The organism is Larsenimonas suaedae (assembly GCF_023712105.1).
GTDB lineage: Bacteria > Pseudomonadota > Gammaproteobacteria > Pseudomonadales > Halomonadaceae > Larsenimonas > Larsenimonas suaedae.
On sequence record NZ_JAMLJI010000004.1, the window covers coordinates 1 to 22,448 of the forward strand.

Here is a 22,448-nt window from a genome sequence, read left to right on the forward strand (position 1 = left end):
GGAAGTGAAACCACCCCGCGCCGATGGTAGTGTGGAGCTTCTCCATGCGAGAGTAGGTCATCGTCAGGCATCTATACCAAGGCCCCGATCAGTCGATCGGGGCCTTTTTTTATGCCTGAAATACAGGGCCGTGCGTGCGCACAGCCATCAAGCCACATATCTTTATCGCTGGTACACTAAAGGCTCTTTTTCACGATGCCGCAAGGAGCACCGCCAATCATGACCACTGATGTCGTCATACTCGCCGCTGGGCAAGGAAGCCGCATGAAGTCCACCCTGCCTAAAGTGCTACACCCCTTGGCAGGTAAACCGATGGTTCAGCATGTTGTGGATGCCGCGAAATCCATCGGAGAGGCCACGTTGCATGTTGTGGTTGGCCATGGCGCTGAACGGGTTGAGAAAACACTTTCGGATCAGAACATCCGCTTTGCGCTTCAAAAAGAGCAAAAGGGAACAGGCCATGCCGTTGCCCAAACGCTTGAGAATCTTGGCGATGGCCCGGTATTGGTGCTCTATGGTGATGTGCCGCTTATCAAGTCGGAAACGCTGGCCGCGCTGCTGGAGAAAGTCGATGACGATCATCTGGGCCTTTTAACCGTGACCGTTGATGACCCGTCCGGGTATGGGCGTATCGTGCGTGAAAACGGCGCGGTGACTTCCATTGTCGAGCAAAAGGACGCGACGGATGCGCAAAAGGCCATTCAGGAATGCAACACGGGTATTCTTGCGACAACCGGCAAGAAGCTCAAGCAATGGCTTCCGGCGCTTTCCTCGAACAACGCCCAGGGCGAATACTATCTGACAGACATCATCGCCATGGCAGCTGGCGAAGGTGTGGCCATCACGACCGCCGAACCCATGAACGAGCATGAGGTACAGGGCGTAAATGATCGTGTTCAGCTCGCCCATCTGGAACGTATTCATCAGAAGGCACAAGCTGAAACACTGATGCGCAGCGGTGCAAGCCTTGCCGATCCAAACCGCATTGATGTCCGAGGCCGGTTGAGCGTTGGTCAGGACGTCTTTATCGACGTAGGCTGCGTCTTCGAAGGGGACGTGGTGCTTGAAGATGGCGTGCATGTTGGGCCATATACGCTTATCAAGAACAGTGTTATCAAGCAGCACACAGTCATTGCAGCGCACAGTATTGTTGAGTCGGCGCAGGTTGGTGAAGAGGCAACGATTGGGCCGTTTGCGCGCCTGCGGCCGGGGACGGAGCTGGCCGATCAGGCCAAGGTCGGCAATTTCGTCGAGACCAAGAACGCCAAGGTCGGAAAGGGCAGCAAGATCAATCACCTGAGCTACATTGGCGATGCTGAACTTGGCAGCGATGTGAACGTGGGCGCAGGCACCATCACGTGCAATTACGATGGCGTCAACAAACACAAGACGCTTATTGGCAATGGCGCGTTCATTGGCTCGAACACCGCGCTGGTTGCGCCAGTGGACGTTGGTCACGGCGCGACCATCGCGGCGGGCTCTACCATCACTGACCGGGTCAGCGAAGATGCGCTTGCGATTGCGCGTGGTCGTCAGGTCGAGAAGAATGACTGGGTCAGACCGGCCAAAAAGTAAGCGCTAAAAAAAGCCGGGGCATTGAGCCCCGGCTTTTTTATATGCTCGTGAATGCCATCGAGCACGATGACATCTGAAGCGGCGTGTCAGGAATCCAGTTTCTTGGTGTCCAGACCGCTGATGTCGGTGTGTCGAATATCCAGCCCCTTGACCAGATAGATGACGGATTCAGCCAGATTGTTGGCGTGATCGCCAATACGTTCCAATGCTCGAAGTACCCACATGATATTAAGGATAGACCCGATTGAGCGAGGGTCTTCCATCATGAAGGTGACCAGCGAGCGCATTGAACTTCGGTACTCACTGTCGACCGCTTCGTCAGTATGCAGGACCTGAATCGACAACTCCGTATCAAAGCGTGCAAACGCGGTCAGCGCGTTTCTAAGCATCTCCCGGACCTGCTGGCCGATACGTCGCACTTCGACAAACCCGTGATTGGTGTGGCCTTCCTCAATCAAAGACAGCGCGTTTCGCGCGATCTTGTTAGCTTCATCGCCGATGCGTTCGAGATCCGAAGCTGTTCGGGTCACCGCCAGGACAAGTCGAAGGTCAGATGCTGCCGGCTGACGACGAGCGATGATGTGCGTGCACTCATCGTCGATGCGCAGCTGCATTTCGTTGACTTCCTGATCCTTCCTGCACACTTCCTGGGCTTGATGCGCATGGCCTTCGAGCAGGGCGTCGATGGCATCTTGAACCTGCCGTTCCACCAAACCGCCCATGGCCATCAGGTGGGTCTTCAAAGCCTCCAGTTCCTGATTGAACTGACTGGAGATATGTTGGCTGTGCCGGCCGCTGTCGATATCCATAACTCATCCTGCTGCCATAAAAGAGGCGGTTGAGTGCCATAGTAATGGCAGAACATGTTATTCGATCAATATGACAATTGTTTGACACTCAAAGCACGTCGAGCTTGGCAAAGCCCAGAACCAGCCATTTGTCACCGTGCTCTTCGAAGCTTACATGCACCCGAGCGCGGTCACCCTCACCCTCACCATCGATGATGATGCCCTCACCGAACATCGGATGGCGAACGCGCTGGCCAACGCTCAACTGCGTTCCCGACGCCCTGGCGCCCTGGGTTGGGGTTGGCCGATGTGACACCGGGCGCGAGACCTGCCCCCGCAGGCGGATTTCCTCGAGTGCCTCATCCGGCAGTTCGCGGATAAAGCGAGAGGGGCGCTGATAGGTTTCCTTGCCGTGCAATCGGCGCATTTCCGCGTGCGTCAGGTAGAGTTGCTGCATGGCACGCGTGACGCCAACGTAGCAGAGCCGTCGCTCTTCCTCGAGCCGCCCGGGTTCCTCGAGCGACATCTTGTGCGGAAACAAGCCTTCTTCAACGCCTGCGATGAACACCACTGGAAACTCAAGGCCCTTGGCCGAGTGTAATGTCATCATCTGAACGGCATCCTCGAATTCGCCGGCCTCATGATCACCTGCATCGAGTGCCGCTTCTGCCAGAAACGTCGCCAGGCCGTTGTCAGCCTCAGGCAGCGCCTCAGTATCGGCAAATGGATCCTGGGTGCCGGTATTCTTGGCGGCGCTGACCAGCTCCTGCAGGTTTTCGACGCGCGCCTGACCCTTTTCACCCTTTTCGGCCCGGTGATGCTCGACCAGACCGGTCGTCGTGATCACATGATCGATCTGTTCATGAAGACTGACGCCTGCGGTGTCGTTGTCCATCGACTCGATCAGATCGGTGAACTGGCTGACTGCACTGGCCGCCCGACCCTTGAGCAGCTTATGAGCCGTCGCCTCATGCAGGGCCTGCCACAGTGACATATCCTGTTCACGGGCGATCATGCGAAGCTGCTCGATCGTGCGGGTGCCGATGCCGCGGGCAGGAACATTGATGATGCGCTCGAGCGAGGCGTCATCGTCGCGATTGATCAAAAGGCGCAGATACGCCAGCGCGTTCTTGATCTCGAGGCGTTCGTAGAAACGCTGTCCGCCGTAGATGCGATAGGGCACGCCTGCACGAATAAGCGCCTCCTCCAATACGCGTGACTGCGCATTTGAGCGATAAAGGATCGCGATGTCCTTGCGCGAGATGCCCTTCTTGGCGTGTTTTTGAATGGTGTCGACGATGAAGCGTGCTTCATCCAGGTCGTTGAATCCGGAGTACACGGCGATCTTTTCGCCGTTGTCGACGTCGGTCCAAAGCTCCTTGCCCATGCGCCCGGCGTTATTGCGAATCAGATGGTTTGCAGCATCGAGGATGACGTTGGTAGAGCGGTAATTGCGTTCTAGCCGAACCACCTCGGTATTGGCAAACTCGGTTCGAAACCGGTCGAGGTTCTCGACCCGAGCGCCACGCCATCCATAAATTGATTGATCATCATCCCCGACGATCGTCAGGCATTCACGCTGGCCGGCTAGGAGCTTGAGCCAGGCGTATTGGAGCGTATTGGTGTCCTGAAACTCATCGACCAATAGATGCGCGAATCGCTCCTGATAATGAGCGAGAAGCCGCGGGTTATCACGTAGAAGCTCCAGGCTTCTCAGCAGAAGTTCGCCGAAATCGACCAGCCCGCCACGCTCGCAGGCCGCTTGATAAAGCTCGTAGAGCTCCACCATCTGCATCATGTAGCTGTCGCCGTGCGCATCGATCTGTGGCGGGCGAAGACCTTCTTCCTTGCAGCCTCCAATGAAATACATCACCTGCTTGGGCGGATAACGCTCATCGTCGATGTTGTATTCCTTGATCAGCCGCTTGATCAAGCGAAGCTGATCATCGGGGTCGATGATCTGAAAGTGCTCTTGAAGCTTGGCATCCTGCCAGTGAGTGCGCAGCAGTCGGTGAGAAATCGAGTGGAAGGTGCCGACCCACATGCCTCGAAGTGAGACGTCCAGCAGAGCTTCGAGACGGGTACGCATCTCGCGTGCGGCCTTGTTGGTAAAGGTGACCGCCATGATCGAAAAGGGGGAGAGGTGCTCGTTATGCATCAGCCAGGCGATGCGGTGAACCAGCACCCGGGTCTTGCCGGAACCGGCGCCGGCAAGCACCAGCAGGTTGCCCTGCGGCGCGCTGACGGCGCGGCACTGGTCCGAATTGAGGGCGTCGAGTAAAGGCGATGAATCCGTCATGAAAGGCCGTCGGCAGAAGGTGACTGAATGCCCTTACCTTACCATACCCGTCAGTGGTTGCTGTTGCCCTCGGGCACGCGCAGTGGCGCGAGGCTGCGTTTTACCGCCCGGACCTTTTCATCGAGCTGAGGGCCCTTCGACTTTGCCACGCCCACCGCAAGAATATCGATTACGACCAGGTGGACGATACGAGAGGTCATCGGCGTATACACTTCGCTGTCTTCGCGCACATCGATGTAGAGTGGCAGGTTGACCGCGTGGGCCAGCGGGGAATTCTTGGGGCAGAGCCCGATGACGGTCGCGCCAGCCTCGCGCGCCAGATCGACGCTGCTGAGCAGTGAGCTTGTGCGCCCGGTCTGTGAGATCGCCACTACCACATCACCTTCGCCAAGCGTTACCGCTGACATGTTCTGCATGTGCGGGTCAGCGTAGGCGGCGGTTGAAACCTGAAGCCTGAAGAACTTGTGCTGCGCGTCGGAGGCCACGGCGCCGGATGCGCCGAACCCATAGAATTCGACCCGGTTGGCGTTGGTCAGGGCGTGAATGGCCTGACTGATGGACTCGGGATTCATTCGATCGCGGACGGACAGCAGAATACCTACGGTTGAATCGAAGATACCGTTGGTGAATTCAGCCACATCGTGGCTGTCATCCATGGAAAACTGAGCGAATTGCGCACCGGTTGCGAGCATCTGGGCCAGCCGCAGCTTGAAATCCTGGAAGCCGTCGCACCCCAGTGCCCGGCAAAAGCGGATAACGGTGGGCTCGCTCACGCCAGCGTTCTTGGCGATGTCGGCAATACGCATGTGGATGGCTTCTTCAGGGTGGCGCAGCACGTAGCGCGCCACCTTCTGTTCGGAGCGTCTGAAATCGGGCAGACGTTCCCTCAGCTCATCAAACAGGGCAAGACTCACGGTAGCTCCCAATGCATAAATTTGGCTCGGCTAACGTCATTATACTGTCAATAACGCTATAGTAATGTTGCAGCGCCTCGTTCACGACGAGACAGCCGTCCGGATGATGCGTCACATAGTACTGTTAAACGGACCTTAACGTTAGGCGAAAACGCTGTTTTAGATAGGCCCTTTTAACAGATAGAACCGTCGTTCGGTTGGCACTGTTCATAGATCCCCCAAGGGAGAGTTGATCATGCACAAGGGCGAACAGCTTGCAACCATCAAGGCCGAGCTTCTGGACATTTATATGGCACTTGAAGCCGAGCAACACGAAAAACGCAAGCAAACGGCAGAAATGCGGTATGTGAAGGCTCGCAAGGGCATCGAGCAGCATCGCGAAGAACGTCGTTTGGAGCGCGATCTAAAAGACATCAATGAAGAGGCGGCTCGACGAAAACGCCGTCTCTCCTGAACTTGCCCTGCCCAAGTCAGGGCAGGGCTTTCAACACCAGCTCGACGCGTCGATTCTCGGCGCGTCCGGACGGTTTGTCATTGTCGGCCACAGGATGGGTCGATGCCAACCCGACCGCACGCAGTCGCTCACCATCAATCCCTCGCGTTCTCAACAAACGCACCACCGAACTTGCCCGTGCCGTCGACAGCTCCCAGTTCGAGGGGAAGCGCTCGGTCGAAATTGGCCGACTGTCCGTATGCCCTTCAACCGAAATTGATCCCTTGAACTGACTGAGTCCCGGCACCAGCCTATCAAGCAAGCGCTCGCCGCTGTCCGATATATCAACGTCACCGCTTGAGAAAAGCACCTGATTTTGAATGCGCACGGTAACGCCCTGAGGTGTCGGGCTAACCAGTACGCCCTCAAGCGCCGGGAACATGTCCTCGAGCCGATCCACTGCCGGCACGGACTCGCTTGCCAGAGTGGGCTCTGACTCGGCGCTGCGTGCCGGCGTGATCGGAGGTGTGAACGCGCTGGAGGGCGCTGTGACCAATCCCACCGCCATAAGCGCTTCCGGAGACAGCGCAAAGACGTGAGCAGAAGGCGCGGGCCGCTCCCCGGGCGTTTCGACGATGGCCTGACGTGCAGGTTTCGCAGGCCCGACCACTTCGCCATTGACCATCGGTTGAATGCCCCGGTGCAAGGGCATGATGCCGCCAGTCATCGGCGCTTCGATCGGGGGTTCCGGCTCATCCGCTGGCCGATTGAACATCAGCAGGATGATGAACAGCATGATCAGAAGTGTCAGTACGTCCAGATAGCTTATGAGCCATCCGGCCTGCTCGATGGGGCTTTCGGCATCGTCCAGCGCATCGTGCTTGGCGCCGGCGCGCCGAACGGGTTCAACCTCTGATTGAGCATCAAGACGCTTGGCGAACATGGGGGGCTTTCTCCATGGAACGGTGTTCACCGAGTTCATCCTGATCGCGGTATTCCGCGATGAACGACTGAAGTGTGGCCTCGATGAAGGAGGGCAGTCGGCGGCGGCACAGCATCGAGACGCCTTCAAGCACCATGTTCATGGTAATGACGCGCCGCTCGGTGCGGCGTTCGAGCTTGACCGCAATCGGTTTGAACACCAGATTCGCCAGCAGAATGCCGTAAAAGGTCGTCAGCAGCGCGATGCCCATGCTGGGGCCGATGACGGAGATATCACCGGTTTCCATCACGCTCAGCATGTTGATAAGGCCCACAAGTGTCCCCAGCATACCGAACGCCGGCGCGTAGGCGGCCATGGTGCGAAAGATCTGCGCTTCGGCCCGTTCCCGCGCCTTGAGCCGGGCGATGCGCCAGCGCATAAGGTCAAGAATCTCCTCTTCCTTGATGTTGTCGATGACGAGACTGATGCCGGTTTTCAGAAACGGGTTGCGGGTCTGCTCCAGCATTTTTTCGATATTACGCCCCTGACCGTGCATCCACTGGCGAGACAGATTCACAAGCTCGGCGATGTCTTCCTGCACGTGGTCGTCTTCACGGCGAAAGATGGCCGGAAGCGATGAAAACACACGCGAGAGTTCCTTCAGCGGAAAGCTCAGAAAGGTTGCCGCCAGCGTGCCGGCGATCACGATCGATAGACCGGGAATATTCAGGAAGGCAAGGGGAGAGTCAGCGCCATAGGCCAGAACGGCCACCAGGAGCAACACACCGACGGACAGCCCGATGAGCGTCGAGGCATTGATCGGAAGTCGGCTGAGTTTAAGCACGGAAGAAGTCAGTTTGTTTGACATGAAAGCCCCATACCTCGGTGGAGGTAGTCATCAAGACGGTAGGGCTATCCTATCCAACCAGGCATGAACGTCAGGCCAAGAAAAAGGGCCGACAAGCCCGCCTTATCGGCAGAACGTGTCGACCCTTGAGTCGCAGCGTCGCGGCTAACTCAGTGCAGCAAGCCGAAGATGAACACGGCCGCCACACCAATTGGCGTAATGAAGCGCGAAATGGCGTACCAGACCGAGAACGCACCGCTCGACATGTTGAGCTGGGTTCTGAGCTCGTCGCGCTGCATGTACCAGCCCACGAATATAATAGTGGCCAGCCCCGTCAGCGGCAGCATGATCTTGCTGGTCAGATAATCCAGCAGATCGAAGATGGTTTTACCCTCAAACATCGCGAACACGCCCAGCGGATGAACGCCCGACCAGAGGTTGAACGACAGCACGGTGGCGATCCCCAGTGCCCAGGTCGCAAGGCCGGCGGCGATGGTGGCCCCGGTTCGGCTCAGCGGGCTTTTCTCTTCAAGCCACTCAACGATTGGTTCCAACAGTGAAATCGACGATGTCCAGGCGGCGAACACCAGCAAAACGAAGAATAAAATGCCGAAGAACCAGCCTCCGGACATCTGCCCGAACGCGAGTGGCAGCGTCTGGAAAATCAGGCCGGGGCCGGCAGCAGCGTCGAGGCCGTTACTGAACACGATCGGGAAGATCGCAAGACCGGCCATCAGCGCGATGACGGTATCCATGACCGCAACAACGACGGCCGTGCGGCCGATGTTGACATCATCCGACAGATACGAGCCGTACGCCATCATGATGCCCATGCCAAGGCTTAGCGTGAAAAACGCGTGTCCCAGTGCGGCAAGTACCGTTTCGCCGGTCAGTTTCGATAGATCCGGCATCAAAAGGTACGACGCGCCCTCTGCAAAACCGGGCGTGGTCGCGGCGTAGAGCACCATGACCAGCAAAAGGATGCCAAGTGCCGGCATCAATGTCTTGGCCGCTCGCTCGAGACCGCCCGCGACACCGCCGATGACGACCCCGACCGTCATGATCATGAAGACGCTGTGCCAGCCCAGAAGCGCCGTGGGGCTTTCAAGCAGTCCACCAAAGAGGCCGCCGACGCTGTCATTGTCCAGCCCGCCGAAGGTGTTGGTCACGGCGTACTTCACGTAGGCCAATGCCCAGCCACCGATCACGCTATAAAAGGAAAGGATCAGATACGCGCCGAGAATACCGGCGAGTCCGACCAGCGCCCAGGCCGGTGAGCGTTTCAGGCGGCCTGAAATCTGCTGCATGGTCGACATGGGGTTTTTCTGTCCGAGCCGGCCGAGCATCCACTCGGACATCAAAATCGGCAAACCGATCAGCGCGATACAGATCAGATAGACCAGCACGAACGCGCCACCGCCGCTTTCGCCGGTCATGTACGGGAATTTCCAGATGTTGCCCAGGCCGACAGACGACCCGACCGCAGCCAGCAAAAACGCAACACGAGAAGACCACTGCGCGTGGGTATGGGATTTTTGAGACATCACTTCACCCTGTTTGTCGAAGGCGCGTCCTCACGACCGCCTCTGTTGTTATGTTTGTTATGTCACCAAGCCAGTATGGATCCTGCATATAGGCTTGCATAACGCTTCTGATCGGCGCGGGTAATCGCCTTTAACCACATGGCACCTTGGCTCGATGCCATGATCAAGAAGCAGTGGCGCGAAGTATACGCCAAGCCGCCCGGGCACTTTAAGCATGAACTCTCAAAAGAGCTCCGCGCAATATCGGGCGGTTTATTCAAGATAACGTCACGTTGATAGCACGATGGCGTCGTTTTTTGATTAAGTGTCTGATGGCGCTCATCACGCGTTCAAAAGAGCGACGTTTGTTTATCGGCGGGGAATTCCGGTAATTCAGGCAGCACCACGGTCTCACTCAACCTGTTCCAGAATGTGCGCGCCCAGGCCGGGGCCAGGATGTTATCGGGGGTGTGAACGAAGAAATAAGGTTTTTTCCCCTGATTTATCCACAGGTTCAGCTGAGAAATCCACGGTTCAAAAAAGTGAGTGTTCGCTTTCTCATCGAAGTGACCGATGAAGCGAACGATGGGGTGGTCGCCTGTGGAGAGCACATGCAGCGGGCGTCGAGGTTTTTCCTGTTGCGCTTTTGTCAAGCCTCGATTGGAAACATCCGTGCTTGAAAATAGCGGACGTACGTCCAGCATCACTCGATCGGCATTGAAAGTTATCAACAATCGGTTGAGTTGACGCTCGGCATCGCCCTTGTGGAAAAATTCGAGCGCCCGTACCTCGATAGCACACCCGATATCGTCGGGCCAGCGTGCAAGCAGTCGCTCGAGCTTTAAAAGCTCACTGGCGCCGAAATCCCGTGGCAGTTGCACCATCACCGGGCCGATGCGCGGCCCCAGAACTCTAAGTGCCTCGAGAAACGCCAGGCAGCCATCGATGTCGTTCAGGCGGCGTTCGTGCGTTAGAAGCTGAGGCAGTTTAAAGCAGAATCGAAACGTCTCCGGGGTTTGGGCCGCCCAGTTCTCCAATGTCCGCTGAGCCGGTGTGCCGCTGTAGAATGTGGTGTTTCCTTCAACTGCACCGAATACGCTCGCGTACTCCTCGAGCGCATGCTGCATCGGGGTCGTTCGGGCCAGGAAGTGACCTTTCCACTCCTCATACGACCACATGGGAAGGCCAAGTCTTAGCGGGGCCGCTGGATAATCGGTCATCAGCGAACGCGTCGAGGCGCGAACGGATGCGACGGCTTGACGAGTGACTCCTGCGCCGCGATCAGTTGAAGTTCGCGTTCGCCCGACGCGAACGTCGCCGAGAACACGTCATACACGGACGCCGCCGTGCGTGCCAGAGCGTCTTCCGGGGCAAGTGCGTTCATGCGATGCGCCAGATACAGCGCACTGGTCAGATCGCCTGCCCCGTTCGGCGGGGTTTCAAAATGAAGCCGGGGCGTGGCCAGCTCCCAGCTGCCTTCGGCCGTATCGACCATCATCGCGATGTGCCCCTCGGGCAATTCGTCGATGTCGAGTGAGGTTACTACCACCTCGGCAGGCCCTCGTGCGCGCAGCGCGCGGGTCGCCTCGAGCGCATCCTGACGCGTTTCAATCGTAGTGCCGGTGAGAAAGCCCAGTTCGAACTGATTGGGTGTGGTGATGGTGGCGCGAGGGATCGCGTGTTCGCGAATCCAGTCGGGCAATCCATCTTTTACGAAAAAGCCGCGCCCGACATCGCCCATGACCGGATCGCAGCAGTAGATCGCATCAGGGTGATGACGGCGAATGCGCTCGAGTGCCGTCAGTACCACGTCACCGGTATGCTCATCGCCCAGGTACCCGCTCAAAAGCGCGGTCATGTTCGAAAGTGCCCCGAGGGTTTCCATGCCATTCAATACCTCGAGCAGGTGATCCGGTGAAAAGACCGTGCCCGAAAAATGGCCGTAACCCGTGTGGTTTGAAAACTGGACGGTATGCAGGGCCGAAACATCGAAGCCCAGGCGCTGAAGCGGAAAAACCGCAGCGCGATTGCCGACATGACCGAAGGCGACGTGGCTTTGAATGGAGAGCAGATGAGGCATGGCGGATAAGCGACTAAGGCAGTGAGTGAGTCCTGCACTATGCCGAGGATCGCACCAAGTATAAAGCCTCGACGCCGCAGAGTGCGGCGCCGAGGCTTTAAAGGCTAAGCCTGGGGGGCTTACTCGACCGTAACGCTCTTGGCGAGGTTACGGGGCTGGTCCACATCGGTGCCTTTCAACACGGCCACATGATAGGACAGCAGCTGCAGCGGCAGCGTATATAGAAGCGGTGCGACGTGTTCATCGACCGCCGGCAGGCGCATCACGTGCACGTGATCGTCTTCCTTGAAGCTTACGTGCTCGTCGGCGAACACGAACAGCTCGCCACCACGGGCGCGAACTTCCTGCAGGTTCGATTTGAGCTTTTCGAGCAGCTCATCGTTCGGCGCCACCGCGATGACCGGCATATCGGCATCGACCAGGGCCAGCGGGCCATGTTTCAGCTCGCCTGCCGGGTACGCTTCAGCGTGGATGTAGGAAATTTCCTTGAGCTTCAGCGCACCTTCAAGCGCGATCGGGAACATCGGGCCACGGCCAAGGAACAGGGCGTGATGCTTCTCGGCAAACGCCGCAGACAGCTTCTCGATCGCCCCATCCATCGCAAGGCCTTTCTCAAAAAGGCCCGGCAGGGCGCGGAGTGCCTTGACGATGTCGGCCTGAACGTCGTCATCGCCTTGTTTGACGTTTCGAAGTGCCAGCGTCAAAAGCATCATGGAGATGAGCTGTGAAGTGAAGGCCTTGGTCGAAGCCACACCGATTTCAGGGCCGGCATGGGTCATCAGGCACAAATCGGATTCCCGCACCAGCGAGCTGCCCGGAACGTTACAGATGGCAAGGCTTGCCAGATACCCGCCCTTGCTGGCGGCGTAGCGCAATGCGGCGAGTGTATCGGCGGTTTCACCGGATTGAGACAGGGTCACGAACAGCGTGCCTTCGGGCACGACCACCTCGCGGTAGCGGTATTCCGAGGCCACTTCGACCTGAGTCGGGATGCCGGCCAGTTTCTCGATCCAGTAACGTGCAACGAGCCCCGCATGATAGCTGGTGCCGCAGGCGACGATCTGGATGTTTTTGACGTGAGACAGCATGTCGTCAGCGTCGGCGCCAAAGCAGCGCGGAAACACGTGGTGATCGCTGAGACGGCCTTCAAGCGTGGCGGCGATGACGCTTGCCTGCTCGTGAATCTCTTTCAGCATGAAGTGGCGATAGTTGCCTTTTGAGGCCGCGCCGTCACCGTGCTCGAACTTGGTGATTTCACGGGACACCTGCTCACCGGCGTGATCGAAGACCTGAATATTGCCCTGATGACGCAGGCGAACCACATCGCCTTCCTGCAGATAGATGAAGCGGTCGGTGACTTGCAGCAGTGCCAGCGGGTCGGAGGCCAGGAAAGCTTCCTCGATACCGACGCCCACGACCAGCGGGCTGCCCTTGCGAGCGCCGATCAGGGTGTCGGGCTGGTCGGCGTGAATGACGCCGAGCGCATAGGCGCCATCAAGGCCACTGACAATGTTTTGAACTGCTTCGAGCAGATCGCCGGTTTTATCGAACTCACGGGCCAGCAGGTGGGCGATAACTTCGGTGTCGGTCTCTGACGTGAAAACGTAGCCTTCGCCTTCGAGCGATTCCTTGATGGCTTCGAAGTTTTCGATAATGCCATTGTGCACTACGGCCAGCTTGTCACCGGACTGATGCGGATGCGCGTTGTGCTCGGACGGCCGGCCGTGGGTGGCCCAACGGGTATGCGCGATGCCGGCGTGACCGGACAGGGCGCTTTCCAGAAGCTTGTCTTCGAGCGCGGCAACCTTGCCCATCGCACGGGTGCGATTCAGCGTGGCCTGATCGTCGAGAATCGCCATACCGGCGGAATCATAGCCCCGATATTCCAGTCGCTTGAGGCCTTCCAGCAGGATGTTTTGAACCTGGCGTTGAGCCATGGCGCCAACGATGCCACACATAAGTACACTCCTTGTTCTTGATGGACACGATGCGGTTCAGTGCGTGGTGGACGCACGAATGACTCGAACACCGTGTGTTGCAATGGATTCTAGATGGCCGTCACTGAGACCGTCATCGGTGATGAAGACATCAATGCAGGACCAGGGCAGTTCGAGATTGTGCATGCGCCGACCGACCTTGTCGGATTCCGCCATCACCACCACCTCGCGTGCGGTTTCCGCCATGACCTGAGATAACCCCAGCAGCTCGTTGAACGTGGTAGTACCCCGTTCGACATCGATGCCGTCTGCCCCGATAAAGAGCTGATCGAAATCGTAGGCCTTGAGCACGCCTTCGGCGACCTGACCCTGAAACGATTCCGAGTGCGGATCCCAGGTACCGCCGGTCATCAGGAGCGTCGGTTCGCGCTCGAGCCCGCGAAGCTGGTGGGCGATCGAGAGTGAGTTCGTCATGACGACCAGACCCATCAGGGGTTCGAGCAGCGGAATCAGTGCCGCTGTCGTACTCCCACTGTCGATGATCAGGCGGTTATGATCCTTGATGGTTGCCGCTGCGGCACGCGCAATGGCCTGCTTCTGCTTTGAAAGTCGAGGCGGCTGTTCGGCCAGTTCAGACGGCAGGGGAATCGCGCCACCGTAGCGTCTGAGCAGCAGGCCGTTTTTCTCGAGCGCCGCCAGATCCTTGCGGATAGTGACCTCTGAGGTATGAAAACGGCGCGCGAGTTCATCGACGCTCGCTTCTTGCTGGGCGTTGACGAACTCCACGATACTGCGTCGGCGTTGCGGGGTGTTTCGCTTGGCTAGCACTTCCGTCACGATGACTGCCTTGTTTTGAGATGAAAGTAATAATGATTACTTCGAAAGAAAAATTCAACGCTCGATTTTGTAAATGCGACAATAGGCACAAAAGCCTGGTCGTATCAGATCCCGATAAAAGGAAGGCAACGCTATGCTTGAATCGGTAGGCATGTTGGAAAAAGGGCTTCGGATGGTGCTGAAGCCCGGATGTCGGCGCTACGTTGTGGTGCCGCTGCTGCTTAATCTGGTGGTGTACAGCCTGCTGCTTGGCTGGCTCTTTACCCAGTTCGGCGGTTGGATGGACTACTGGATGGCGCAGGTGCCGGCGTGGCTTTCATGGCTTGAGTGGTTGATCTGGCCGCTGGTGGTGGTCTCGCTGCTGATCGTCGCGTTCTATACCTTCAACCTGTTTGCCACGTTGATCGCGGCGCCCTTTTACGGCTTTCTTGCCGAGCGTCTGGATGAAGAACTGACGGGGCGCCCGATCAATGACCCCCGAAGCCTCACGCGCCAGGCCCTCGATAGCCTTGGGCGAGAACTCAAGAAGCTTGGGTACTTCCTGCCTCGCGTGGCTGTCCTGGTCGTGATTGGGTTCATCCCCGTCATCAACGTGGCAGCCCCCTTTCTATGGGCACTGTTTTCGGCCTGGAGCATGGCGATTCAATATCTGGATTATCCGATGGACCTTCATCGCGTCAGCTTTACCGACATGCGCGGTCGCCTTCGGACGAAATGGTGGCAATCCCTGACGTTCGGTGGCGTCGTCACACTTGGGCTCATGATTCCGTTGGTGAATCTTTTGATGATGCCGGCGGCGGTCGCCGCCGCGGTCATGATGTGGAACCGTCATTACTGCGCGCTGCTTCCTCACGATGCCAAGCCGGTACAAAAGAGCGCGCGATGATCAGGCTTTGATTAGGGGTTATCGCCGCACCCCGGCCCCCCTGTTCAAGGCGATACTGGAATGATTACCGGGGCGGCGCAGCGGCGGTGCTGCGCCGAATTACCAGCCGATGGGGAAGCGTTTGATGAGGCGTTACGTTTCTCTTGCCTTCGATGACCTCAATCAGCCGGGCAACGGCTTCCTGGCCGAACCGTTCGGCCGGCTGCGAGATGGTGGTAAGCGGCGGGTCGATGAATGAGGCAAACTCGATGTCATCGAATCCCGCGACCGAGATGTCCCCCGGCACGCGAAGCCCGGCTTCCTTGAAACATTGAACGGCGCCAATCGCCATTTCATCGCTTTCGCAGACGACCGCTGTTGGGCGGTTCGCATGATCGACCAGGTGCCTGGCGGCCTCGAATCCGGAGCGCGGGGTGAAGTTGCCTGGCAGAAACAGGCCGGGGTCGGCCTCGAGTCCTGCGGCCTCGAGCGCCTCTTGATAGCCTGCATTTCGTTCTCGAGTCAGAGGGCTCTGGCCGGGGCCCTGGATCATCGCGATGCGGCGATGGCCCAGCTCGATAAGATGCCGTGTCAGCTCGTAGGTGGCGCCACGGTTATCGATGCCAACGGTTGGGCACGGGGCGTTATCCAAAAGCTCACAGGCGTTGACCATGGGTGGGGTGGGGTCGTCGTCTGAAAACGGATTGAACGCCCGTAGCTGGATTATCCCATCCGCCTGTCGCGACGACACAAGCCTTGCATAGTCGCGTTCAACCTCATCCTGCCCTTGGGTATTGCACAGCAGGACGCTGTATCCGGCCTTTCGCGCCGTTTCCTGAATGCCGCTGATGACGCGGGCATAGAATGTATTGGCAATCGTTGGCACCAGCACGACCAGGTTATGGGTGCGCTGTGAGCGAAACTTGACGGCCATCTGATTGGGTCTGTACCCCGCGCGTTCGACCGCATCCAGCACCTTGGCACGCGTTTTGGGTGAGACCATCTCGGGTGTAGCCAGACTCCGTGACACCGTCGCGACCGAGACCCCGGCAAGCTCGGCTACCTTGCGAATATTAGACATGAAAGCCGCCTGCGTTCACTGCATTTCCCCACGTGCGAGCCATTGATTTCCGTTCAGGACAAGCTTAACGGATTTCAGGGTAAGGCTCATAGATTCCACGCCAACGCCTGAAGCGTCAACTTTGGTCTGATTGACCAGTTTACTGCTGAAAACCTACATTCTATCGCGCTGTAACCGGTTACAATTTTATTTTAAGGGGCCAGCTCAAACCCTCACGCCCCGATTGAACTCAACGGAGAACAACGATATGGCGCAACCCTTGATGCCTGTTCGCATGGGAATGATTGGTGGCGGTGACGGCGCTTTTATCGGCAAGGTGCATCGACTGGCCGCGGCGCTAGATGGGCACATTGAGCTGGTCAGTGGCAGTTTCAGCCGAACCGATGACAACAATCGCCGTACCGGCGCCTTGTGTGGGCTTTCTCCTGAGCGCGTACACACCGATTGGCGTGCGCTTCTGGAGGCCGAGCGCCAGCTTCCGGAAGATCAGCGTATGCAGATGGTCGCGATCGTGACCCCGAATCATCTGCATGTGCCCATGGCGGTTGCCGCGCTCGAAGCCGGGTTTCATGTGATGTCGGAAAAACCGGCGGGGCTATCACTTGAGCAGACCCAGGCCTTGCCACAAGCCCTTGCCGACAGTGGGCGTCTGTATGGCCTGTCGCACACCTATCTGGGCTATCCACTGGTGTGGCAGGCCAGGGATATGGTTGCGCGCAATGAACTCGGGGCGCTTCGAAAGATTCATGTCGAGTACCCGCAGGGGTGGCTTGCCGATCAGCCCGAGGCGCAGGGCAACAAGCAGGCCGCCTGGCGTACTGATCCTGCATTTTCCGGCGCGAGCGGATGCATGGCAGACATTGGTACTCATGCGTTCGGGCTGGCCGAGTTTGTCTCTGGGCATCGCATCGATGCCCTGTGCGCCGCGCTCGGCATTCACGCCGAGGGGCGCCAACTCGATGACGACGGCGATGTGCTGTTCAAAACCGCAGAAGGGGCCAGCGGGACATTGACCGTGAGCCAGGTCTGTACCGGTGAAGAGAATGGCCTGCGTCTGAGAATCCACGGCGAGACCGGCAGTCTCGAGTGGTGTCAGATGGCGCCCAATAGTTTGATTCATCGCCGTGCACAGGCGCCGATGCAGATTTTTAGAGGCGGCATCGACCAACCCGGTCTATGCGATGAGGCTCGGCGTCGCTTTCGTCTACCAGGCGGGCATCCGGAAGGGTATCTGGAGGCCTTGGCCAACCTCTACAGCGATTTCGCACACGCCATTCGTGCTCAAAACGCACACGACGCCGAGGGCGTGCCAACGCTTGCATCCGGCCTTCGCGGCATGGCGTTCATCGAGGCCGTCACCGCCAGTCATCGAAGCAGTGAAAAATGGACATCGGTAACCGATACAGACGCGTACCTCGAGGCTCAGCGTCGCCAAGCGACCCAAGGAGAATAACGTCATGACACAGGAAACATCTCGAGGCATACGCGGGCCGGGCCTCTTTCTGGCGCAGTTTCTGGATGAGGCTGCCCCGTTTGATCGGTTGGACACCCTGGCCGGGTGGGCGGCAGAGAAAGGGTACTGCGGTGTTCAGCTTCCAAGCGGAGATGCGCGCTGTATGGATCTGACACTTGCCGCCGAAAGCCAAACGTACTGCGATGAGCTCAAGGGCACCTGTGAGGCTGCGGGCGTCGAGATCACCGAGCTGTCGGCTCACATACAGGGTCAGCTGGTCGCGGTTCATCCGGCCTGCAATGAGCTGTTCGATACCTTTGCCCCCAAGGCGCTTCAGGGGGACCCCAAGGCACGGACCGAATGGGCGGTCGAACAGATGCACCTGGTCGCACGTGCAAGCGAGCGGCTGGGACTGACTTCGGCGGCGGCGTTTTCCGGCGCGCTGCTCTGGCCCTTTCTTTACCCGTGGCCGCAGCGACCGCCCGGGCTGGTGGACGAGGGGTTTGCCGAACTGACAAAACGATGGCGGCCGATCCTGGACCGCTTCGATGAGGCCGGCGTGGATCTTTGTTTCGAGCTGCACCCCGGTGAAGATCTGCACGATGGCGCAACGTTCGAGCGGTTTCTGGACGGCGTCGATCACCACCCTCGGGCCAAGATCCTGTACGACCCGAGCCATCTGTTGCTTCAGCAACTCGACTACCTCGGGTTTATCGACCGCTATCACGACCGCATCGGCATGTTTCACGTCAAGGACGCGGAATTCCGGCCTGATGCTCGAAGCGGCGTCTACGGCGGGTATCAGGACTGGATCGACCGTCCGGGCCGCTTTCGCTCGCTCGGTGACGGTCAGATCGATTTCAAGACCATCTTCAGCAAGCTGACCCAGTACGGCTACGACGGCTGGGCGGTGCTCGAGTGGGAATGCTGTCTGAAAGAGGCCACGCAAGGGGCGGTCGAAGGCGCGGACTTCATCAAATCCCACCTGATTCAGCGCGCCGAGAAGGCGTTCGATGATTTCGCAGGCGGAGAAAGCAGTCCTGCGCGTAACCGGCTGCTGCTCGGGCTGGACGCTGCCAACTGATCTGGGCGTTCGCCCCTTGACCAACACTACAACAGCGAGGCCACGGCATGATTCGATCCAGGCTCGGCATCATGATGTTTCTGCAGTTCTTTATCTGGGGCGGCTGGTTCGTCACGCTCGGTACCTTCATGGCCAACAATCTCGAGGCCACCGGCGGTGAGATTGGCATGGCGTTTTCGACCCAATCCTGGGGCGCAATCATTGCCCCCTTTATCATCGGATTGATTGCCGACCGTTACTTCAATGCCGAACGCATTCTCGGCGTGCTTCATCTGGCCGGCGCCGTCTTGATGTTCGGCCTGTACACCTCGACCGACTTCTCGACGTTTTACCCGCTCGTGCTTGCCTACATGGTGCTCTATATGCCGACGCTTGCGCTGGTCAATTCGGTATCATTTCGGCAGATGGAAGACCCGGGCCGCGAGTTCGCACGCATTCGCGTATGGGGCACGATTGGCTGGATCGTGGCAGGTCTAATGATCAGCTTCGTATTTTCATGGGATTCCACAGCCGCCATCGAGGCGGGTCTTCTGCGCTACACCTTCCTGATGTGTGCCATCGCCTCCCTTGCGCTCGGCTTGTATAGCTTCACCCTGCCAGCGACACCCCCGGTGGCTGGCGGTGGTGGGCTTCGAGAGATGCTTGGGCTCGATGCGCTGACGCTGCTCAAGGATCGAAACTACGCGGTGTTTTTCATGGCCTCGGTTTTGATCTGTATACCGCTTGCGTTTTATTACCAGAACGCCAATCCGTTTCTGGCTGAAATCGGGGTTGAAAACCCGACGGGCAAGATGACGCTAGGTCAGATCTCGGAAGTGCTGTTCATGCTGCTTTTGCCGGTATTCATTCAGCGTTTCGGCATCAAGATCACACTGTTGATCGGCATGCTGGCCTGGGCCGTACGGTATGTGCTGTTCGCGTTCGGCAACGCCGACGATGGGATCATCCTGCTGCTGATCGGGATTGCCCTGCATGGGGTGTGCTACGACTTCTTCTTCGTCTCGGGGCAAATCTATACCGACCAGCGGGCCGGTGAGCGTTTCAAGAGTGCAGCCCAGGGCATGATCACGCTTGCAACCTACGGCGTGGGCATGCTGATCGGCTTTTGGGTGGCCGGTCAGATTACCGAGCGGTTCGTGATGGCGGATGGCCATGACTGGCAAGGCATCTGGTTGTTTCCTGCGTGCTTCGCACTCGGCGTGTTGGTGCTATTCGCTTTCATGTTTCGTGGCAAGCGATAAGCATCGATTCACTGTGTAGTCGTTTTAAAGCTCAGGCGCCGAGTTCGACCCCTTGGTGCCTGTGGCTGATGTTAGCGCCACGTTTGTAAATAGGATCACACCGTTGACAGATGAATTAACGAGTGTGTGCCCGCTCAAAAAAGACACAATTAGAACTCGGAAAATTAAAATTTATAAAAGTTAAATTTAGTTAAAACAAGCGTTTAATACACGTGGATGACTAAGGATATTGGTACTTTCAATTATTAATTATTCTAATTTAAGCCGATAGAAATGAATTGAATTTAATATTGGCTGCTCCGTTTTTTGCGATTTAAAAATTTAATCCTCATAAAACAACGTCTTAAGAGAAATTCCTTTCCGTGTCTTTGTGTTAACTTTTGTTAATTTTTAGTTTGCTTATAATGGCTTAAGTAGATAGGTGGAATTTATTTAATCTTGATTAAAGAGAGAAGTGTGGGATAGCCTTCGCAAAACTTAACAGCTGCTTATGTAGAATTTCCGAGGGTCAGGATGGCTAAGAACGACGGTACCGTCGCGCCGAAAGAGCGCATCAACATCAAATATGTGCCTTCGGCAGGCGATCAGGAAGGCGAGACGGAGCTTCCCCTCAAGCTGATGGTCGTCGGCGATTTCAAGGGAGGCGAGGAAGAGACCCCGCTTGAAGAGCGTAAAGTGCTTTCTGTCGACAAGAACAATTTCTCGTCGGTCATGAAAGAGACGGGACTCACCTTGACCACAGCGGTGCCCAACCGTCTGGAAGACAGTGAAGGCGACGAGCCTAAGGAACTGCCCGTTGAACTCAAGATCGACAGTCTTGCCGATTTCGAGCCGGACAGCATCGCGCGCCAGATGCCGGAACTCAAGAAGCTGATCGAGCTTAGAGAAGCGCTGGTGGCCCTCAAGGGACCGCTCGGCAATGTTCCGGCGTTTCGAAGCCGCCTTCAGGAGCTTCTGGGGGACGACAACGCCCGCGAGCAGCTGCTCAAGGAACTCGATCTGCTCGATGATTCGTCCAGCGCCCAGTAACCGTTTTAGCGCCCGCTTTCCCAAGGAGTCCTTCCGTGGCTAACACCGCAAAAGAGAACACGTCCTCCAGCGTGAGTGAAGAGCAGTCCTCGCTGCTTGATCAGGTCATGTCGCAAACGCGCATGAACCCGAACGAAGAAGGCTATGACACTGCCAAGAAAGGCGTGGCTGAGTTCGTACGTCAGCTGCTTCAAAGCGGCGACGAGCAGAGCAAGGTCAGCAAGGGGCTTGTCGACAACATGATCGTCGAGCTGGACCGTCGCATCGGCGCGCAGGTCGATGAAGTTCTCCACGATGAACAGTTCCAGGAGCTCGAGTCCAGCTGGCGCGGCCTTAAGCTGATGGTCGATCGCACCGATTTCCGCGAGAACATCAAGATCGACGTCCTGCACGCCACGAAAGATGAGCTGCTCGAGGATTTCGAATTTGCCCCCGAAATCACCCAGAGTGGCCTTTATCAGCACGTGTACGCCGCAGGATATGGCCAGTTCGGCGGCGAGCCGGTTGGCGCGATTATCGGCAACTACGCATTCACACCGTCGTCTCGCGACATGAAGCTTTTGCAGTACACCTCCTCGGTCGGTGCGATGTCCCACGCGCCGTTCTTGTCCTCGGTGGCGCCAAGTTTCTTCAATATCGATAGCTTCGAACAGCTTCCGCATATCAAGGATGTAAAGTCGATCTTCGAAGGGCCGCGCTACGCCAAATGGCGTGCCCTGCGCGAATCCGAGGATTCGCGCTATCTCGGCCTGACCGCGCCGCGCTTTCTGCTGCGCTCGCCCTACGACCCGGACGAGAATCCGGTCAAGAGCTTCAATTACAAGGAGCAGGCCGGTGGCGAGCACGACAACTATCTCTGGGGCAACACGGCGTTCCTTCTGGGCACACGCCTGACTGACAGCTTCGCCAAGTATCGCTGGTGCCCGAACATCATCGGCCCGCAAAGCGGTGGTGCGGTCGAGGATCTGCCGGTGCATCACTATGAGGCTTTCGGTCAACTGCAAAGCAAGATTCCGACCGAGGTGCTGATCACCGACCGTCGTGAATACGAGCTGGCCGATGAAGGGTTCATCAGCCTGACCATGCGCAAGGGCTCCGACAATGCGGCCTTCTTCTCGGCCAATTCGGTTCAGAAACCGAAAGCGTTCCCCAACACCAAGGAAGGCAAGGAAGCCGAGACCAACTACAAGTTGGGCACCCAGCTGCCGTATATGTTCATCATCAACCGCCTGGCGCATTACGTGAAAGTGCTTCAGCGTGAACAGATCGGTGGCTACAAGGAGCGTCAGGACCTCGAGCGCGAACTCAACAAGTGGATTCGCCAGTACGTCGCCGACCAGGAAAATCCGCCGGCGGACGTACGTAGCCGTCGTCCGCTGCGTGCGGCCTCGATCGAGGTCTCCGACGTTGAGGGCGAGCCGGGCTGGTACAAGGTGTCCATGGCGGTGCGCCCGCACTTCAAGTACATGGGTGCCAATTTCGAGCTGTCACTGGTTGGCCGTCTCGACAAGGACTGATCGATAGAACGAAACGCCTCCGC

At 57.7% G+C, this 22,448-nt stretch carries 19 protein-coding genes; 8 read left to right on the forward strand and 11 right to left on the reverse strand.

Annotation, left to right across the window (positions count from 1 at the left end):
* Positions 1 to 219 precede the first annotated feature (219 nt).
* Positions 220 to 1,575: a bifunctional UDP-N-acetylglucosamine diphosphorylase/glucosamine-1-phosphate N-acetyltransferase GlmU gene (glmU, locus tag NAT49_RS11745; protein ID WP_251594416.1), complete on the forward strand. Its 1,356-nt coding sequence runs from the start codon at positions 220 to 222 to the stop codon at positions 1,573 to 1,575.
* Between the two features lie 86 nt (positions 1,576 to 1,661).
* Here glmU and phoU read toward each other — a convergent pair whose 3' ends face one another.
* From phoU to hexR, 3 genes are all read right to left on the reverse strand, one after another.
* Positions 1,662 to 2,384, reverse strand: a complete 723-nt coding sequence (gene phoU, locus NAT49_RS11750; RefSeq protein WP_251594418.1) for a phosphate signaling complex protein PhoU — start codon at positions 2,382 to 2,384, stop codon at positions 1,662 to 1,664.
* An 88-nt stretch (positions 2,385 to 2,472) separates the two neighbouring features.
* A complete protein-coding gene (gene uvrD, locus NAT49_RS11755) occupies positions 2,473 to 4,662 on the reverse strand; it encodes a DNA helicase II (RefSeq protein WP_251594419.1) in 2,190 nt (729 codons plus the stop codon).
* A 50-nt stretch (positions 4,663 to 4,712) separates the two neighbouring features.
* A complete protein-coding gene (gene hexR, locus NAT49_RS11760) occupies positions 4,713 to 5,576 on the reverse strand; it encodes a transcriptional regulator HexR (RefSeq protein ID WP_251594421.1) in 864 nt (287 codons plus the stop codon).
* Positions 5,577 to 5,811: 235 nt separating this feature from the next.
* Here hexR and NAT49_RS11765 point away from each other — a divergent pair, with 235 nt between their 5' ends.
* Positions 5,812 to 6,030 carry a PA3496 family putative envelope integrity protein gene (locus NAT49_RS11765; RefSeq protein ID WP_251594423.1) on the forward strand — a complete coding sequence of 73 codons (219 nt, stop codon included), beginning with the start codon at positions 5,812 to 5,814 and terminating at the stop codon, positions 6,028 to 6,030.
* A 16-nt stretch (positions 6,031 to 6,046) separates the two neighbouring features.
* Here NAT49_RS11765 and NAT49_RS11770 read toward each other — a convergent pair whose 3' ends face one another.
* The 7 genes from NAT49_RS11770 to NAT49_RS11800 all read right to left on the reverse strand — a co-directional run bounded on the left by NAT49_RS11770 (position 6,047) and on the right by NAT49_RS11800 (position 14,155).
* The gene (locus NAT49_RS11770; RefSeq protein WP_251594425.1) at positions 6,047 to 6,952 is read right to left on the reverse strand and encodes an OmpA/MotB family protein; all 906 of its coding nucleotides are present in this window, start codon (positions 6,950 to 6,952) and stop codon (positions 6,047 to 6,049) included.
* Positions 6,933 to 7,751, reverse strand: a complete 819-nt coding sequence (locus NAT49_RS11775; RefSeq protein ID WP_251595245.1) for a motility protein A — start codon at positions 7,749 to 7,751, stop codon at positions 6,933 to 6,935. Before NAT49_RS11775 ends, NAT49_RS11770 begins: the two co-directional genes overlap by 20 nt.
* Before the next feature lie 197 nt (positions 7,752 to 7,948).
* Positions 7,949 to 9,322, reverse strand: a complete 1,374-nt coding sequence (locus NAT49_RS11780) for a sodium-dependent transporter (protein ID WP_251594426.1) — start codon at positions 9,320 to 9,322, stop codon at positions 7,949 to 7,951.
* A 329-nt stretch (positions 9,323 to 9,651) separates the two neighbouring features.
* Positions 9,652 to 10,521, reverse strand: coding sequence for a DUF72 domain-containing protein (locus NAT49_RS11785; RefSeq protein WP_251594429.1), 870 nt, complete (start codon positions 10,519 to 10,521; stop codon positions 9,652 to 9,654).
* Positions 10,521 to 11,381, reverse strand: a complete 861-nt coding sequence (gene pdxY, locus NAT49_RS11790; RefSeq protein WP_251594431.1) for a pyridoxal kinase PdxY — start codon at positions 11,379 to 11,381, stop codon at positions 10,521 to 10,523. Before pdxY ends, NAT49_RS11785 begins: the two co-directional genes overlap by 1 nt.
* A gap of 119 nt (positions 11,382 to 11,500) precedes the next feature.
* Positions 11,501 to 13,339 (reverse strand): glutamine--fructose-6-phosphate transaminase (isomerizing), encoded by a 1,839-nt coding sequence (gene glmS / locus NAT49_RS11795; RefSeq protein ID WP_251594433.1) that lies wholly within the window; start codon positions 13,337 to 13,339, stop codon positions 11,501 to 11,503.
* A gap of 36 nt (positions 13,340 to 13,375) precedes the next feature.
* Entirely contained in the window at positions 13,376 to 14,155 is a 780-nt protein-coding gene (locus NAT49_RS11800; RefSeq protein WP_251594434.1) for a DeoR/GlpR family DNA-binding transcription regulator, read from the reverse strand.
* A gap of 133 nt (positions 14,156 to 14,288) precedes the next feature.
* Between NAT49_RS11800 and cysZ the strand changes: the two genes are divergently transcribed.
* Positions 14,289 to 15,041: a sulfate transporter CysZ gene (cysZ, locus tag NAT49_RS11805; protein WP_251594437.1), complete on the forward strand. Its 753-nt coding sequence runs from the start codon at positions 14,289 to 14,291 to the stop codon at positions 15,039 to 15,041.
* A 64-nt stretch (positions 15,042 to 15,105) separates the two neighbouring features.
* On the opposite strand, the gene NAT49_RS11810 is transcribed toward cysZ, so the two are convergent.
* Entirely contained in the window at positions 15,106 to 16,101 is a 996-nt protein-coding gene (locus tag NAT49_RS11810; protein ID WP_251594439.1) for a LacI family DNA-binding transcriptional regulator, read from the reverse strand.
* Positions 16,102 to 16,348: 247 nt separating this feature from the next.
* Here NAT49_RS11810 and NAT49_RS11815 point away from each other — a divergent pair, with 247 nt between their 5' ends.
* The 5 genes from NAT49_RS11815 (at position 16,349) to tssC (ending at position 22,425) form a co-directional block, all read left to right on the forward strand.
* The gene (locus NAT49_RS11815) at positions 16,349 to 17,554 is read left to right on the forward strand and encodes a Gfo/Idh/MocA family protein (protein WP_251594441.1); all 1,206 of its coding nucleotides are present in this window, start codon (positions 16,349 to 16,351) and stop codon (positions 17,552 to 17,554) included.
* 4 nt (positions 17,555 to 17,558) lie between these two features.
* A complete protein-coding gene (locus tag NAT49_RS11820; protein WP_251594443.1) occupies positions 17,559 to 18,638 on the forward strand; it encodes a sugar phosphate isomerase/epimerase family protein in 1,080 nt (359 codons plus the stop codon).
* A gap of 47 nt (positions 18,639 to 18,685) precedes the next feature.
* Positions 18,686 to 19,879 carry a nucleoside permease gene (locus NAT49_RS11825; RefSeq protein WP_251594445.1) on the forward strand — a complete coding sequence of 398 codons (1,194 nt, stop codon included), beginning with the start codon at positions 18,686 to 18,688 and terminating at the stop codon, positions 19,877 to 19,879.
* Between the two features lie 513 nt (positions 19,880 to 20,392).
* On the forward strand, positions 20,393 to 20,908 hold the full coding sequence (gene tssB / locus NAT49_RS11830; protein ID WP_251594447.1) for a type VI secretion system contractile sheath small subunit: 516 nt from the start codon (positions 20,393 to 20,395) through the stop codon (positions 20,906 to 20,908).
* 35 nt (positions 20,909 to 20,943) lie between these two features.
* Positions 20,944 to 22,425, forward strand: coding sequence for a type VI secretion system contractile sheath large subunit (tssC, locus tag NAT49_RS11835; RefSeq protein ID WP_251594449.1), 1,482 nt, complete (start codon positions 20,944 to 20,946; stop codon positions 22,423 to 22,425).
* Positions 22,426 to 22,448 lie beyond the last annotated feature (23 nt).

Excerpts from the sequence above, each read along its gene's own strand:
- NAT49_RS11765 (WP_251594423.1), top strand. The coding sequence starts at position 5,812 with ATGCACAAGGGCGAACAGCTTGCAACCATCAAGGCCGAGCTTCTGGAC.
- NAT49_RS11810 (WP_251594439.1), bottom strand. The coding sequence starts at position 16,101 with ATGTCTAATATTCGCAAGGTAGCCGAGCTTGCCGGGGTCTCGGTCGCG.
- uvrD (WP_251594419.1), bottom strand. The coding sequence starts at position 4,662 with ATGACGGATTCATCGCCTTTACTCGACGCCCTCAATTCGGACCAGTGC.
- NAT49_RS11780 (WP_251594426.1), bottom strand. The coding sequence starts at position 9,322 with ATGTCTCAAAAATCCCATACCCACGCGCAGTGGTCTTCTCGTGTTGCG.
- NAT49_RS11815 (WP_251594441.1), top strand. The coding sequence starts at position 16,349 with ATGGCGCAACCCTTGATGCCTGTTCGCATGGGAATGATTGGTGGCGGT.
- NAT49_RS11770 (WP_251594425.1), bottom strand. The coding sequence starts at position 6,952 with ATGTTCGCCAAGCGTCTTGATGCTCAATCAGAGGTTGAACCCGTTCGG.
- tssB (WP_251594447.1), top strand. The coding sequence starts at position 20,393 with ATGGCTAAGAACGACGGTACCGTCGCGCCGAAAGAGCGCATCAACATC.
- phoU (WP_251594418.1), bottom strand. The coding sequence starts at position 2,384 with ATGGATATCGACAGCGGCCGGCACAGCCAACATATCTCCAGTCAGTTC.
- pdxY (WP_251594431.1), bottom strand. The coding sequence starts at position 11,381 with ATGCCTCATCTGCTCTCCATTCAAAGCCACGTCGCCTTCGGTCATGTC.
- NAT49_RS11820 (WP_251594443.1), top strand. The coding sequence starts at position 17,559 with ATGACACAGGAAACATCTCGAGGCATACGCGGGCCGGGCCTCTTTCTG.
- NAT49_RS11785 (WP_251594429.1), bottom strand. The coding sequence starts at position 10,521 with ATGACCGATTATCCAGCGGCCCCGCTAAGACTTGGCCTTCCCATGTGG.
- glmU (WP_251594416.1), top strand. The coding sequence starts at position 220 with ATGACCACTGATGTCGTCATACTCGCCGCTGGGCAAGGAAGCCGCATG.
- NAT49_RS11825 (WP_251594445.1), top strand. The coding sequence starts at position 18,686 with ATGATTCGATCCAGGCTCGGCATCATGATGTTTCTGCAGTTCTTTATC.
- glmS (WP_251594433.1), bottom strand. The coding sequence starts at position 13,339 with ATGTGTGGCATCGTTGGCGCCATGGCTCAACGCCAGGTTCAAAACATC.
- cysZ (WP_251594437.1), top strand. The coding sequence starts at position 14,289 with ATGCTTGAATCGGTAGGCATGTTGGAAAAAGGGCTTCGGATGGTGCTG.